The 15,205-nt window shown below is 73.2% G+C and carries 10 protein-coding genes; 4 read left to right on the top strand and 6 right to left on the bottom strand.

Annotation, left to right across the window (positions count from 1 at the left end):
• Positions 1 to 68: 68 nt before the first annotated feature.
• The 6 genes from murD to rsmH all read right to left on the bottom strand — a co-directional run bounded on the left by murD (position 69) and on the right by rsmH (position 9,228).
• Positions 69 to 1,505, bottom strand: a complete 1,437-nt coding sequence (gene murD, locus SCK26_RS27530) for a UDP-N-acetylmuramoyl-L-alanine--D-glutamate ligase (protein ID WP_318204022.1) — start codon at positions 1,503 to 1,505, stop codon at positions 69 to 71.
• Positions 1,487 to 2,557 (bottom strand): phospho-N-acetylmuramoyl-pentapeptide-transferase, encoded by a 1,071-nt coding sequence (mraY, locus tag SCK26_RS27525; RefSeq protein ID WP_030605496.1) that lies wholly within the window; start codon positions 2,555 to 2,557, stop codon positions 1,487 to 1,489. Before mraY ends, murD begins: the two co-directional genes overlap by 19 nt.
• A complete protein-coding gene (locus SCK26_RS27520; protein WP_318204021.1) occupies positions 2,557 to 3,972 on the bottom strand; it encodes a UDP-N-acetylmuramoyl-tripeptide--D-alanyl-D-alanine ligase in 1,416 nt (471 codons plus the stop codon). The genes mraY and SCK26_RS27520 overlap by 1 nt, the downstream gene beginning before the upstream one ends.
• Before the next feature lie 4 nt (positions 3,973 to 3,976).
• Complete coding sequence (locus SCK26_RS27515; protein ID WP_318204020.1) at positions 3,977 to 5,497, bottom strand: UDP-N-acetylmuramoyl-L-alanyl-D-glutamate--2,6-diaminopimelate ligase; 1,521 nt, start codon at positions 5,495 to 5,497, stop codon at positions 3,977 to 3,979.
• A 178-nt stretch (positions 5,498 to 5,675) separates the two neighbouring features.
• Complete coding sequence (locus SCK26_RS27510) at positions 5,676 to 7,640, bottom strand: penicillin-binding protein 2 (RefSeq protein WP_318206104.1); 1,965 nt, start codon at positions 7,638 to 7,640, stop codon at positions 5,676 to 5,678.
• A gap of 631 nt (positions 7,641 to 8,271) precedes the next feature.
• Positions 8,272 to 9,228, bottom strand: coding sequence for a 16S rRNA (cytosine(1402)-N(4))-methyltransferase RsmH (gene rsmH / locus SCK26_RS27505; protein ID WP_318204019.1), 957 nt, complete (start codon positions 9,226 to 9,228; stop codon positions 8,272 to 8,274).
• Between the two features lie 289 nt (positions 9,229 to 9,517).
• Here rsmH and SCK26_RS27500 point away from each other — a divergent pair, with 289 nt between their 5' ends.
• From SCK26_RS27500 to SCK26_RS27485, 4 genes are all read left to right on the top strand, one after another.
• Positions 9,518 to 10,129 (top strand): beta-class carbonic anhydrase, encoded by a 612-nt coding sequence (locus SCK26_RS27500; RefSeq protein ID WP_412080786.1) that lies wholly within the window; start codon positions 9,518 to 9,520, stop codon positions 10,127 to 10,129.
• 248 nt (positions 10,130 to 10,377) lie between these two features.
• The gene (locus SCK26_RS27495) at positions 10,378 to 11,418 is read left to right on the top strand and encodes a MoxR family ATPase (protein WP_318204017.1); all 1,041 of its coding nucleotides are present in this window, start codon (positions 10,378 to 10,380) and stop codon (positions 11,416 to 11,418) included.
• On the top strand, positions 11,418 to 12,779 hold the full coding sequence (locus SCK26_RS27490; RefSeq protein WP_318204016.1) for a DUF58 domain-containing protein: 1,362 nt from the start codon (positions 11,418 to 11,420) through the stop codon (positions 12,777 to 12,779). The genes SCK26_RS27495 and SCK26_RS27490 overlap by 1 nt, the downstream gene beginning before the upstream one ends.
• Complete coding sequence (locus SCK26_RS27485; protein ID WP_318204015.1) at positions 12,776 to 15,160, top strand: DUF3488 and transglutaminase-like domain-containing protein; 2,385 nt, start codon at positions 12,776 to 12,778, stop codon at positions 15,158 to 15,160. Before SCK26_RS27490 ends, SCK26_RS27485 begins: the two co-directional genes overlap by 4 nt.
• The last annotated feature ends 45 nt before the right edge of the window (positions 15,161 to 15,205 follow it).

Genomic DNA, 15,205 nt, shown 5'->3' with positions numbered 1-15,205 from the left:
CGGTGCCTCCGCTGAACGTCGACCGTCCCACGCGTCCCTCCCAAGATCCGCCCGGCAGGCGGCCGGGTTCAGGCGCCGAGTTCGCGGACCGCCGCCGCGAACGCGTCGCCGCGCTGGTTGTAGTTGGTGAACATGTCCATGGAGGCGCAGGCCGGGGCCAGCAGCACCGTGTCGCCGGGCCGAGCCAGCCGCTTCGCCTCCGTCACCGCCTGGAGCATCGCCCCAGTGTCGGTCCGGTCGAGGTCGACCACGGGTACTTCCGGCGCGTGTCGCGCGAGGGCGTCGCGGATCAGGGCCCGGTCGGCGCCGATCAGGACGGCGCCGCGCAGCCGTTTCGCCGACTTGGCGACCAGTTCGTCGAAGGTGGCGCCCTTCGCCAGTCCGCCCGCAATCCATACGATCGGTTCATATGCCGCCAACGAGGCTTCGGCGGCATGGGTGTTGGTGGCCTTGGAGTCGTCCACGTACGCGACCCCGTCGATGTCGGCCACGTGCGCGATGCGGTGGGCGTCCGGGCGGAAGGCCCGCAGACCGTCCCGTACGGCGCCGGCGGGCACGCCGAAGGCGCGTGCGAGGGCCGCCGCCGCAAGGGCGTTGGCGATGTTGTGCGGGGCCGGCGGGTGGATGTCGGAGACCTCGGCCAGCTCCTGCGCGTTCTTCTGCCGGTTCTCGACGAAGGCGCGGTCGACCAGGATGCCGTCCACGACGCCGAGTTGGGACGGTCCCGGGGTGCCGAGGGTGAACCCGACGGCCCGGCAGCCCTCTTCGACGTCGGCCTCGCGCACCAGGTCCTCGGTGGCCTTGTCGGCGACGTTGTAGACGCAGGCGACCTTGTTGCCCTCGTAGATGCGGCCCTTGTCGCGCGCGTACGCCTCCATGGAGCCGTGCCAGTCCAGGTGGTCCGGCGCGAGGTTGAGGACGGCGGCCGAGTGGGCGCGCAGCGAGGGCGCCCAGTGCAGCTGGTAGCTGGACAGCTCCACGGCGAGCACGTCGTACTCCTCGTCGCCGAGGACCGCGTCCAGCAGGGAGACGCCGATGTTGCCGACGGCGGCCGTGCGCAGGCCCGCCGCCTTGAGGATGGAGGCGAGCATCTGCACGGTGGTGGTCTTGCCGTTGGTGCCCGTGACGGCGAGCCAGGGGGCCGCGTCGGGGCCGCGCAGCCGCCAGGCCAGCTCCACGTCGCCCCAGACCGGCACACCGGCCTTCTCGGCGGCGAGGAACAGCGGCTTGCCGGGCTGCCAGCCGGGCGCGGTGACGATCAGCTCGGTGCCCTCGGGCAGCAGGGCGCCGTCGCCGAGGCGCACGGTGATGCCGAGCGCCTCCAGCTCCGCGGCCTGTTCCCGCGCGCGGGCGTCGTCGCCGTCGTTGACGACCGTGACGACGGCTCCGCGCGCGTGCAGCGCCTTCGCCGCCGGGACGCCGGAGACACCGAGCCCGGCGACGGTGACGTGCTTGCCCTGGAAGTCGAAGGGCCCCGAGGTGGAGGTCACTTGTCCGCTGCCCATCCCGCGTAGAAGAGGCCCAGTCCGACGATCACACAGATGCCTTGGATGATCCAGAAGCGGACCACCACCAGGACCTCGGACCAGCCCTTGAGTTCGAAGTGGTGCTGGAGCGGTGCCATCCGGAAGACGCGCTTGCCGGTGAGCCGGAAGGAGCCGACCTGGATGACGACCGACATGGTGATGAGGACGAACAGGCCGCCCATGATGGCCACCAGCAGCTCCGTGCGGGAGAGGATGGCCAGGCCGGTGAGGACACCGCCGAGGGCGAGCGAGCCGGTGTCGCCCATGAAGATCTTCGCCGGCGAGGTGTTCCACCACAGGAAGCCGAGGCAGGCACCCATCAGCGCGGAGGCGACGACCGCGAGGTCGAGCGGGTCGCGCACCTCGTAACAGGCGCCCGGGTTGGTCAGGGTCTGCGCGTTGGCGCAGGACTCCTGGAACTGCCAGACGCCGATGAAGGTGTAGGCGCCGAAGACGAGCACGGAGGCGCCGGTGGCCAGACCGTCCAGACCGTCGGTGAGGTTCACGCCGTTCGACATCGCGAGGATCATGAACAGCGCCCAGACGACGAACAGCACCGGGCCGATCGACCAGCCGAAGTCGGTGATGAACGACAGCTTGGTGGAGGCCGGGGTGTTGCCGCGGGAGTCGGAGAACTGCAGCGACAGCACGGCGAAGGCGATGCCGACGATCAGCTGGCCGGCCATCTTCGCCTTGGCCCGCAGACCCAGCGACCGCCGCTTGACGATCTTGATGTAGTCGTCGAGGAAGCCGACCAGGCCCATGCCGAACATCAGGCCGAGGACCAGCAGACCGGAGTAGGTCGGCGCGTAGCCGGTGATGAGCTTGCTCAGGAAGTACGCGGCGATGGTCGCGAGGATGAAGGCGATACCGCCCATGGTCGGCGTACCGCGCTTGCTGGCGTGCTCGCGCGGGCCGTCGTCACGGATGTACTGGCCGTAGCCCTTGCGGGCCAGCAGCTTGATCAGCAGCGGGGTGCCGACCAGCGTCAGGAAGAGGCCAATGACTCCCGAGAACAGGATCTGCTTCATCATCGGGCGGCAACCTCACCCTCGGCACCGGCCTCGACGAGCGCCTGGGCGACGCTCTCCAGCCCCACCGACCGGGACGCCTTCACGAGCACGACGTCCCCCGGGCGCAACTCGCTGCGCAACAGGTCGATCGCCGCCTGTGCGTCGGACACGTGCACCGACTCCTCACCCCACGAACCCTCGTTATATGCGCCCAATTGCAGCCAGGAGGCCTCAATCCCCCCGACGGCGACGAGCTTGCTGACGTTGAGCCGGACGGCGAGCCGTCCGACGGCGTCGTGCTCGGCGAGCGCCTCGTCCCCCAGCTCGGCCATCTTGCCGAGCACCGCCCACGTGCGGCGCCCCTTGCCCATGGCCGCGAGCGCCCTGAGGGCGGCCCGCATGGACTCGGGGTTGGCGTTGTAGGCGTCGTTGACGATGGTCACGCCGTCCGGGCGCTCGGTGACCTCCATGCGCCATCGGGAGAGGGAGCCCGCCTCGGAGAGCGCGAGGGCGATCTCTTCCGCGGACATGCCCAGCTCATGGGCGACGGCGGCCGCGGCGAGCGCGTTCGACACGTGGTGCTCACCGTACAGGCGCATCGTCACATCGCTTGCACCGGAGGGTGTGTGAAGCCTGAAGGCGGGCTGTCCGCTGTCCGTGAGTCGTACGTTCTCGGCGCGTACGTCCGCTTCGGCCGACTCTCCGAAAAGGACCACCTTCGCCTTGGTACGGGAGGCCATGGCCCGCACCAGCGGGTCGTCGGCGTTGAGGATCGCCGCGCCGCCCTCGCCGGCCGGCGGCAGCGCCTCCACCAGTTCGCCCTTGGCCTGGGCGATCTGCTCGCGTCCGCCGAACTCGCCGATGTGCGCGGAGCCGACGTTGAGCACCAGGCCGATCCTCGGCGGGGTGAGGCCGGTGAGGTAGCGGATGTGCCCGATGCCCCGGGCGCCCATCTCCAGCACGAGGAACCGCGTCTCCTCGGTGGCGGACAGGGCGGTCAGCGGCAGCCCGATCTCGTTGTTGAGCGAGCCGGGCGTGAACACCGTCGGCGCCTTGCGCGCGAGCACCTGGGCGATCAGGTCCTTGGTGCTGGTCTTGCCGGCCGAGCCGGTCAGGGCCACGAGGGTGGTGCCGAGCCGGCCCACGACGTGCCGGGCGAGGGCGCCGAGGGCGCTCTGGACGTCGTCCACCACGACGGCGGGGACGCCGACCGGCCGGGTGGCCAGCACGGCGACCGCGCCGGCCTCGACGACCTGCCGGGCGTAGTCGTGGCCGTCCACCCGCTCGCCGACGAAGGCGGCGAACAGGCTGCCGGGCACCACCTCCCGGGAGTCCCGGACGACCGGTCCCGTGACCTGCGCGGACGGATCCGGTATGTCGTGCGTCTGCCCGCCGACGACTGCTGCGATCTCGGCGAGGGAGAGGGCGATCACAAGTTCATCCCTGGGTCTTCTGGATAGCTTCGCGAAGCACCTGGCGGTCGTCGAAGGGACGGATCACGCCGGCGATGTCCTGGCCCTGCTCGTGACCCTTGCCCGCGACCAGCACCGTGTCGCCGGCCTGGGCGCGGCCCACGGCGGCGGCGACGGCGGCGGCCCGGTCCTCGAAGAGGAGCACCTCGCCGCGCTCGTGCGCGGGCACCGAGGCGGCGCCCTGGAGCATGGTCGCGAGGATCGCGAGGGGGTCCTCGGAACGGGGGTTGTCGGAGGTCAGTACGGCCGTGTCGGCGAGCCGGGCCGCGGCGGCGCCCATCGGGGCGCGCTTGGTCCGGTCGCGGTCGCCGCCGCAGCCGAGGACGACGTGCAGCCGGCCCTTGGTGACCTTGCGCAGCGCCTTGAGCACCGACTCGACCGCGTCCGTCTTGTGGGCGTAGTCGACGACGGCGAGGTAGGGCTGCCCGGCGTCGACGCGCTCCAGGCGGCCCGGTACGCCGGCTACGGCGGCGATGCCGTCGGCGGCGGTCTGCGGGTCGAGGCCGGCGGCGGCGAGGGCGACGACGGCGGCGAGGGTGTTCGCCACGTTGAAGGGACCGGCGATCGGCGACCTGGCGTGGATCCGCTCGCCGCCGGGGCCGAGGACGGTGAACGTCGAGTCCATGGGGCCGATCTGGACGCCCTGGGCGCGCCAGTCGGCGTCCGGGTGGCCCTCGGCGGAGTAGGTGACGACCGGCACGGTCGCCTCCTCGGCGAGCCGGCGGCCGTACTCGTCGTCGGCGTTGACCACGCCGAGCCTGCTGCGCTCCGGTGTGAACAGCTGCGCCTTGGCCCGGAAGTAGTCCTCCATGTCGGAGTGGAACTCCATGTGTTCCGGGCTGAGGTTGGTGAAGACGGCGATGTCGAAGACGCAGCCGTCGACCCGGCCGAGGACCAGGGCGTGGCTGGAGACCTCCATGGCGACCGCCTCGACGCCGCGTTCGCGCATGACGGCGAACAGGGCCTGGAGGTCGGTGGCCTCGGGGGTGGTGCGCTCGGACTTGATCCGCTCGTCGCCGATGCGCGTCTCGACGGTGCCCACCAGACCGGTGGCGCGGGCGGTCCGCAGGCCGCCCTCCACCAGGTAGGCGGTGGTGGTCTTGCCGGAGGTGCCGGTGATGCCGATCTGGAGCAGATCGCGGCCGGGCCGGCCGTAGATCCGGGCCGCCAGCTCGCCCATCCGGCCGCGCGGGTCGTCCACGACGAGGACGGGCAGGCCGGTGGCGGCGGCGCGTCCGGCGCCGTCGGCGTCGGTGAGCACGGCGACCGCGCCGAGGCCGGCGGCCTGGGTGGCGAAGTCGGCGCCGTGCAGCCGGGCGCCCGGCAGGGCGGCGTACAGGTCGCCGGGGCGGACGGCGCGCGAGTCGTGGGTGATCCCCGTGACCTCGGCGGCGCTGTCCGGAGCGGCGGTACCCAGCTGATCGGCCAGTTCCGCGAGGGGTGTGGCGGAGACCTGAACCGGTCGCGGCGGTCCCGGATATGTCACGGAAGCGCCCTTCTGGGTGGTTTGGGACTGATCAGCGTGTGGCACGGCGGTGAGCGTACCGGGCGTACCGGCTCCGGAGCGAAGCGAGGGCCTGTCGGCCTCGTGGTTCCCGGCGTCGGGAGTGATCGTTGTCACGAGTTCGTTCCTGGTGTTTCCGTGCTGACCAGTGGGGTGCTGATCAGGGCTTGTACTCGACGGGCAGGCTGGCGGGCTTCGCCCCGGTCGGCGGGACCTGGAGGGTCTTGAGGGCGAACTCCATCACCTGCTTGTAGATGGGACCGCAGATCTGGCCGCCGAAGTAGTTGCCGGAGGTGGCGTTCTGGATGGCGCAGTAGACGGTGATCCGCGGGTTGTCGGCGGGCGCGAAACCGGCGAAGGACGAGGTGTAGCCGCGGTAGCGGCCGGTGGCCGGATCCACACGGTTGGCCGTACCGGTCTTGCCCGCCACCCGGTACCCGGGGATGCGGGCCTTGATGCCGGTGCCCTGCTCGTCGTCGACCACCGACTCCAGCATCCGGGCGAGGCTCTTGGCGGTCTTCTCGCTGACCACCCGCGTCTTCTTGGGCTTCGGCGCCGGGGTGAAACGCCCGTCGGCGCCCTTGGTACCGCGCACCAGGGTCGGCTCCACGCGGACGCCGCCGTTGGCGATGGTCGAGTACACGGAGGCGGCCTGCATGGCGTTGATGGAGAAGCCCTGGCCGAAAGGGATCGTGTACTGCTGCGAGGTGGACCACTTCTGCGGCGCTGCGAGGATGCCGGGGGTCTCGCCGGGGAAGCCGAGGCCGGTGTAGCCGCCGATGCCGAACTTGCGCAGATAGGAATAGAGGATCTTGTTGGCCTCGGGCTGGCTCTTGGCGAGTTCGCCGGTGGCCAGGATGGTGCCGATGTTGCTGGACTTGGCGAGCACGCCGTTGAGCGTGAGGTACCAGGTGGCGTGGTCGATGTCGTCCTGGAAGAGCCGGTCGCCGCGGTGCAGCCGGTTGGGCACGACGACGTGGGTGAGGGGGGTCGCGGCGTTCCGCTCCAGCACGGCCGCCATCGACATCACCTTGGCGGTGGAGCCGGGTTCGTAGGCGTCCTGGAGGGCCGCGTTGCCCATGGCGTCGCCGTCGGCCTTCGACAGGTCGTTGGGGTCGAAGCCGGGCGAGTTGGCCATGGCCAGGATCTGGCCGGTGCGGGTGTCCTGGACGATGACGTAGCCGCGGTCGGCCCTGGAGGCGCGCACCTGCTCGCTGATGGCGTTCTGCGCGGCCCACTGGATGTCCCGGTCGATGGTCAGCTCGACGTCGGCGCCGGGCACGGCGGGGGTCTCCGTCGACCCGACCGTGGGCACCTCGCGTCCGCCGGCCTGGGCATAGCGGACCTTGCCGTCCTTGCCGGTGAGCTGCTTGTCGAGCTGCTGCTCGATGCCGCCGCCGCCCTTGCCGTCGGCGTTGACCCAGCCCAGTATCCCGGCGGCCAGGTCGCCGTTGGGGTACACGCGCTGGCTGCTGGGGTCCGCGAAGACGCCGGCCAGCACGTTGACGGTGGTGTGGTCGGTGCCGGACTTGTTGGCGAGCGCGGTCTTCAGGTCCCTGATCTGCTTCCAGACCTGCGGGGTCTGCCGGGTGGCCAGGCGGGTGTAGCGGGAGTTCTTGTTCGCGGGCCGCAGTTTCCCGGCGAGCGCGGCCTGGTCCTGGCCGAGGATCGGGGCGAGCAGCGCGGCGGCCCGCTCCGGCCCGTCGGTGATCTTCAGCTGCTTGGCGCCGAACATGGTCGGGTCGGCCGTGATGTCATACGCGTCCTCGCTCACGGCGAGGGCGACGCCGCTGCGGTCGGTGATCTCGCCGCGCTCGGCGGCCAGGGTGTGCACCACGTACCGGTTCTCCTCGGCGCGTGCCGCGTACGCGCTCGCGTCGACGGCCTGCACCTGGAGCAGCCGTACGACGAAGACGAGCAGCACCAGCGTCAGGGCGAGGCCGACCAGGCGGAGCCGGGGCCGGGGGCTGCCGAGCCGGAGCGGGGCGGGCGGCATGGGCCGGGCCCCGCCGGGCCGGCGCACCGGACGCGCCCCGGGACCGGGCTGCCGCCGGACGGGTCCCCTGGGGCGCGGCGGCTTGGCGGGCGCGGGCACACGACGGCGCGGCGGTTGCCTGTCGGACACTTCCGTCACCTGCCGGGGGTCAAGATGGACACGGACGGGGGGACGGCGGGCGGGGCCGCGGGGGGCCGGGTCGGCGGGGGGCGGCGCGGGGGCCGGGACGGTGGCGGGGGCGCCGGGTGGGAGCTGGGTCTGCGGGGCGGCGGCCGGGCCGGAGAGGGCGGTGGTGCCGGGGGCGGCGGCCGGGCCGGTGAGGGCCGCGGTCCCGGGTGCCGGGCCGGGGACGCCCTTGACGGTGCCGTCGGGGCCGAGGAAGGCGGGGTCGCCGCCGGGGACCATGCCGAGTTCGCGGGCGCGCCGCTGGAGGGCGTCGGGGGCCGAGTAGGCGTCGATGTCCCGCTGGAGGGCCTGCTCCTCGTCGGTGAGGGTCTTCGTCCGCTTCTGCAGGTCGGCGAGTTCGAACGAGCCTTCGCTGAGCGCGGAGTTCAGCACCAGCAGCCCGATGAGGCCGCCGCCGAGGAGCACGACGACGAGGAGCACGAACGGGGTGCGGGCCGCCTGGGCGCGGCCCGCCGGGAAGAGCCGGGCCAGCCGGGCGGCCCTCCCCTTCAGCGCGGGTGCCCTGCTCACCGCTCCCCCGGTACGGGGATGCCGCTCCCCCGGTGCGCGAAGGAGACCCTTCGACCCGTCTCGCTCACTCCACGTCCTCCCTGATGCGTTCGGCACCGCGCAGCCTGGCCGGCGCGGCCCGGCGGTTCTCGGCGATCTCCTCCTCGGTGGGAAGTTCGGCACCACGGGTGAGCAGCTTGAGCCGCGGCTGGTACCGCTCGGGCACGACCGGCAGCCCGGGCGGCGCGGTGGAGGCCGCCCCGGCCGCGAACACGTGCTTCACCAGCCGGTCTTCAAGCGAGTGGTACGACAGCACGGCGATGCGTCCGCCGACGTCCAGCGCCTTCACGGCCGCCGGGACCGCCCGCTCCAGCACGGACAGCTCGCCGTTGACCTCGATGCGCAGCGCCTGGAAGGTGCGCTTGGCCGGGTTGCCACCGGTGCGCTTGGCGGCCTGCGGCAGGGCGTCCCGGATCAGTTCCACGAGCCGCGCGCTGGTGCTGAACGGCTCCTTCTCGCGCTCCCGGACGACCGCCGCGACGATCCGCTTGGCCTGCTTCTCCTCGCCGTACGCGCGCAGGATGCGGACGAGTTCGCCGGGCGGGTAGGTGTTGAGGACCTCGGCGGCGCTGATGCCGGTCGTCTGGTCCATGCGCATGTCCAGCGGCGCGTCCTGCGCGTAGGCGAAGCCGCGGCCGGCCTCGTCGAGCTGCATGGAGGACACCCCGAGGTCGAACAGCACGCCCTGCACGCGCGCCGTGCCGAGCCGGTCGAGGACGTCGGGCAGCTCGTCGTACACGGCGTGCACCAGGGTGGCGCGGTCGCCGAAGGGCGCCAGCCGCTCGCCGGACAGCCGCAGCGCCTCCCTGTCCCGGTCCAGGCCGATCAGCCGCGCGCCGGGGAACCGGGTCAGCAGCGCCTCGCTGTGGCCGCCGAGGCCCAGGGTGCAGTCGACGACCACCGCTCCGGGGCGCTCCAGGGCGGGCGCCAGCAGGTCCAGGCACCGCTGGAGCATCACCGGGACGTGTCGACTCTGGCTCAAGGGGGCCTCTCAGTTCCGGCGGGCCGTACGCACCGTCGGTCCCCCGAGCCGTACGTACGCGCCGCGCGCGCGGGGAGACGGGTCCGGACGGTGCCGGGGTCTCCGGGGGTCTCACCAGCGGGGAGAGACTCGTCCCCCGCTTTCGCGTCACTTTAGTCCACGCCGTCCCCGGGTCAATCAACCGGCCTGCGCGTCGCGCACCGCGACGCGGCGGGCACCCCGATCCGCGCCGGCCCACCCGTTCGGCCGACCTCCGCCCGCTCTGTGGGTTCGCTCACAACAAGCCGCGATGGCCTTCTTTGTCCCCTCTCACAGCGGGCCGGGACACCCCGTGACCAGTAACGTCGGCGGTATGACGACTTCCGCAGCGGTACCCACTGGATCCGAAGGCGCCATAACGGCCGGCGGCCGTGTGACCGACGTCCTCGTGTCGGCCAACCGCAAGTACGCCGAGGCCTTCACCGATCCGGGCATGGACGCCAGCCCCGTTCTGCGCGTCGCCGTGGTCGCCTGCATGGACGCCCGGCTCGACCTGCACCAGGCCCTCGGTCTCCAGCTCGGCGACTGTCACACCATCCGCAACGCGGGCGGCGTCGTCACCGACGACGTGATCCGGTCGCTGACCATCAGCCAGCGCAAGCTCGGCACCCGCAGCGTCGTGCTGATCCACCACACCAACTGCGGCCTGGAGGCCCTGACCGAGGACTTCCGCTCCGAGCTGGAGATGGAGGTCGGGCAGCGGCCGGCCTGGGCGGTGGAGTCCTTCCGGGACGTCGACCAGGACGTGCGTCAGTCCATGCAGCGGGTGCGCACCTCGCCCTTCCTGCTGCACACCGACGACGTCCGCGGTTTCGTCTTCGACGTGCGCACCGGTCTGCTGCGCGAGGTCGACCCGGCCTGACCCGGAACGTACCGGCCGGCCGCCCCGGGACGCGTCCCGCCGACCGTGTCGAAAACGCGGTCGAACAAGTCGTATGACCGGCATCGCCGGGGCAGTTGTCCACAGGCGGTGACACGAATCGGTAACGGCAGGAAGAATGCGGGGGTGGCAGCACGCGGAACCTTTCCCGCGTGGTGCCCGTGTTTCGGGGTGGGCCGGTTGCGCAGTGACAGCGTCGGCCCGGCAAAGAACGGGCCGAGGAGGGCCGGGTGACGACCTATGACGATCGAGCGAGCCTCACAGATGTGACCGCCACGGTGGAACGGGTGCGCGGTTCGGTGGAGGGCGTGATCGAGGGGAAGCCCGAGGTCGTACGGCTCGCGCTGACCGTGCTGCTCGCCGAGGGCCACCTGCTGATCGAGGACGTCCCCGGAGTGGGCAAGACGATGCTCGCCAAGGCGCTGGCGCGGTCCATCGACTGCTCGGTGCGGCGCATCCAGTTCACCCCGGACCTGCTGCCCTCGGACATCACGGGCGTGTCGATCTGGGACCAGCAGCGCCGGGACTTCGAGTTCAAGCCGGGCGCCATCTTCGCGCAGATCGTGATCGGCGACGAGATCAACCGCGCCTCGCCCAAGACCCAGTCCGCGCTGCTGGAGTCCATGGAGGAGCGGCAGGTCACCATCGACGGGCAGACGTACGAACTGCCCAGCCCCTTCATGGTGGTGGCCACCCAGAACCCGGTCGAGATGGAGGGCACCTATCCGCTGCCCGAGGCCCAGCGCGACCGCTTCATGGCCCGCGTCTCCGTCGGCTACCCGAGCGTGGAGGCCGAGCTGCGGATGCTCGACGTGCACGGCGGGGTCAGCCCGCTGGAGGACCTCCAGCCGGTGGCGCACGCGCACGAGATCGTGAAGCTGGTCGAGGCGGTGCGCGGGGTGCACGTCGCCGAGCCGGTCCGGCGGTACGCGGTCGAGCTGGTCGCCGCCACCCGCACCCACCCCGACCTCAGGCTCGGCGCCTCCCCGCGCGCGACGCTGCACCTGCTGCGCGCGGCCAAGGCCACCGCGGCCCTGGCCGGCCGGGAGTACGCGCTGCCGGACGACGTGCAGGCGCTCGCCGGCGCCGTCCTCGCCCACCGTCTGCTGCCCACCGCGCAGGCCCAGCTCAACCGGCGCACGGCGGAGCAGGTGGTGCTGGAGATCCTCCAGCGCACGCCGGTGCCCGCGGGCCCCGGCCGGCCGGGCGGCCTCGGCGATCTCGGCCGGACCATCCCGGCCTATCCCGAGCAGCCTCCGCGGAGTCTGTGATGAGCTTCGGGGGGACCGGGCCGGCGGAGGCGGACGGCGGGCAGCCGGGCGGTGTCCGCACGGCCCTCGCGGGGCTGACCACCCGCGGCCGTTCCTTCCTCGCGGCCGGCGTCGCCGCCGCGGTGTGCGCGTTCCTGCTGGGCCAGAGCGATCTGCTGCGGGTCGGCCTGCTGCTCGCCGTGCTGCCCCTGATCTGCGCCACCGTGCTGTACCGCACGCGCCACCGGGTCGCCGGCAGCCGCCTGCTCGCTCCCGCGCGCGTGCCGGCCGGCAGCGAGGCACGGGTCCATCTGCGCATGGACAACGTCTCCCGGCTGCCCACCGGTCTGCTGATGCTCCAGGACCGGGTGCCCTACGTCCTCGGGCCGCGCCCCCGGTTCGTGCTGGACCGGATGGAGCCGGGCGGCCACCGCGAGGTGTCCTACCGGGTCCGCTCGGACCTGCGCGGCCGCTATCCGCTGGGCCCGCTCCAGCTGCGGCTGACGGACCCCTTCGGCATGTGCGAGCTGACCCGGTCCTTCTCGGCCCAGGACACCCTGACGGTCATCCCGCGCGTGGTGCCGCTGGCCCCGGTCCGCTTCGCCGGCGAGGCCAAGGGGTACGGCGACGGGCGGCAGCGCTCGCCGGCCCTCGCGGGCGAGGACGACGTGATCCCGCGCGGCTACCGCTACGGCGACGACCTGCGCCGGGTGCACTGGCGCTCCACCGCGCGCTACGGCGAGCTGATGGTGCGCCGCGAGGAGCAGCCCCGGCGCTCCCGGTGCACCGTGCTGCTGGACACCCGCGGCGGTGCCTACGAGGGCGCGGGCCCGGACTCGGCCTTCGAGTGGGCCGTCTCCGCCGCCGCCTCGGTGCTCGCGCACATGCTGGAGCGCGGCTTCTCGGTACGGCTGCTGACCGACGGCGGCAGCACGGTGCCGGGCGAGGGCGGCGACGGCTTCGCGGGCTCCGGCCAGGAGGTTGCGGAGGCGGCCGGCCTGCTGCTGGACACCCTCGCGGTGATCGACTACTCCGACGGCACCGGCCTGTCCCGCGCCTACGACGTGCTGCGCGCCGGAAACGAGGGGCTGCTGATCGCCTTCCTCGGCGACCTGGACGAGGACCAGGCCACCACGGTCGCCAAGATGAGCCGGCGCAGCGGCGGCGCCGTCGCCTTCGTGCTGGACCCCGACACCTGGACGCGGGAGGCGACCGACGTGCCCCGGCCCGGCCACCGGCACACGGAGCGGCTGCGGCTGCTGCGCGAGGCGGGCTGGACGGCGCTGAGCGTGCCGCGCGGCGCGGCGCTGGACGGACTGTGGCGGCAGGCGGACCGGGAGCGCTCGGCTCTGGCGTCGCTGAGCGGGGAGGCACGGGGATGAGCGGACGGGCACGACTGGCGCTGTGCGCGGCGGCGGCCACGCTGATGGCGTCCTGCGCGCTGCTGCCGCTGGTCGCCAAGCCGACCTGGCTGCTGCAACTGGTGCCGCTGGTGGCCGTGCAGACCGGGGTGGGCGCGGCGGCCCGGCGGGTGCCGCTGGGCCGGTCGCTGACCCTGGCGGCGCAGCTCCTGGTCACCCTGGTGCTGCTCACCCTGGTGTGCGCCCGGCAGCACGCGATCGCCGGGCTGATCCCGGGCCCGGACACCTTCCGGTACTTCGCCGAGCTGCTCGGCGAGGGCACGGACGACATCAGCCGGTACGCGATACCGGCGCCGGTCACCGACGGCATCAGGCTGATGCTGATCGGCGGTGTGCTGCTGATCGGGCTGCTGGTGGACACGCTCGCGGTGACGTTCCGCAGCGCGGCCCCGGCCGGGCTGCCGCTGCTCGCGCTGTACTCGGTGGCGGCGGGCCTGTCCGACGGCGGCGCCGACTGGCTGTGGTTCCTGGTGGCGGCGGCCGGCTATCTGATGCTGCTGCTCGCCGAGGGCCGGGACCGGCTCGCCCAGTGGGGCCGGGTCTTCGGCGGCCCGGCCCGCGCGCCGGGCGCCCCGGAGGCGGGTCCGCCGGCGCCGGTGCGCACCGGCCGCCGGATCGGCGCGGTCGCGCTCGGCGTGGCCCTGGTCGTGCCGCTCGCGCTGCCCTCGCTGGACGGCGGCCTGCTGGACAGCGCCCGCGACGGCATGAGGGCGGGCGGCGGCGACGGGGGCACGATCTCGGCGGTCAACCCGCTGGTGTCGCTGCGCGACAGCCTGAACACCGACGACGACCGCCAGGTGCTGTCCCTGCGGACCAGCACCAACGACCTCTCCGACCTGTATCTGCGGATCGTCTCCCTGGACGAGTTCGACGGCACCACCTGGAAGCCGGCCCAGCGGCATGTCGTCGACGTACCGGACCGGCTGCCCGCACCCGCCGGCCTGGAGGACGACGTCCGGCGCGGCGCGATACGGACGACGATCACGGCCTCGGACTCCTACGCCCAGGACTGGCTGCCGATGCCGTATCCGCCGAGCAAGGTGCAGATCAGCGGCCGGTGGCGGTACGAGCCGGACGGGATGACCCTGGTCGGCGACCACGGCCAGACCACGCGGGGCGAGACCTACCAGGTGACCAGCCTGGACGTGGAGCCGACCGCGGAGCAGCTGGCCGCCGCGCCCCGGCCGCCGGCCGCCCTGCGGGACGAGTACACCAAGGTGCCGTCCTCGCTGCCGAAGGTGGTGGCCCGCACCGCCAAGGAGATCACCGAGGGCACGCGCAGTCACTACGAGGAGGCGGTCAAGCTCCAGGACTACTTCGCCGTCACCGGAGGCTTCCAGTACGACACCCAGGTGGAGGTCGGCCGGGGGTCGGGCGCCATCGCGACCTTCCTGGAGAAGAAGCAGGGCTTCTGCGTCCACTTCTCCTTCGCGATGGCGGCGATGGCCCGGACGCTGGGCATCCCGGCCCGGGTGGCGGTGGGCTTCGCGCCGGGCACTCCGCAGGCCGACGGCACGGTGGCGGTCAACCAGCGGGACGCGCACGCCTGGCCCGAGCTGTACTTCGAGGGCGTGGGCTGGACCCGGTTCGAGCCGACCCCGACCCGGGGCACCACACCGTCGTACACCCAGTCGGACACCGCGGGCAGTTCGCTGCCCGAGGAGGCGCTGCCGTCCAGGGGCGCGTCCTCGGCGCCGTCGGTGCCGGCCTCGCCGAGCGAGAGCTGCGCCGGCGGGCTGCGCCGGCTCGAGGCCTGCGACAGCCCGTCCGCGGCGGTGGCCGCGCACCACGGCCACGACGGCACGGACTGGTGGGCGTGGCTGCTGATCGGGGTGGGTTCGCTGGTGGTCCTGGCGGTGCTGCTGGCGCCGCTGCTGTGGCGGCAGCGGATGCGCGCGCTGCGGCTGGGCGGGCATGCCCGGACCGCGCAGGGCACGGCGGCGCACATCCTGGCCGCCTGGCAGGAGCTGGCGGACAGCGCCTGGGACCACGGCGTCACGCCGGACGAGTCGCTGACCCCGCGCAAGGCCGCCGAGCGGATCGTCCGGCTCGGGCGGCTGGACCCGGCGGCCGGGGCCGCGGTGCACCGGGTGGCGGACGCGGTGGAACAGGCGCTGTACGCGCCCCGGCCGCGGCCGGCGGCGGGCACGGCGCAGGACGTGCGCCGGGTGATCGAGGCGCTGGGCGGCGTGGGGGGCGCCGGGAGGCGGCTGCGGGCACTGTTCCTGCCCCGCTCGTCGGTCCGGGCGTGGTGGGCGGTGACGGCCCGCTGCTCGGCGCTGCGGGCGCGGGCCGTGGCGGCCCGGCCGGCGCTGCGCCGGCCGTCCGGGCAGCAGAGCTGAGCCCGCGGGCCGAGGACACGGCTGAGGGGCGGCCACCTCGCGGTG

The organism is Streptomyces sp. SCL15-4 (assembly GCF_033366695.1).
Lineage (GTDB): Bacteria > Actinomycetota > Actinomycetes > Streptomycetales > Streptomycetaceae > Streptomyces.
Note: the sequence above shows the minus strand (reverse complement) of the source record. Positions and strands in the feature narration are given on the sequence as shown.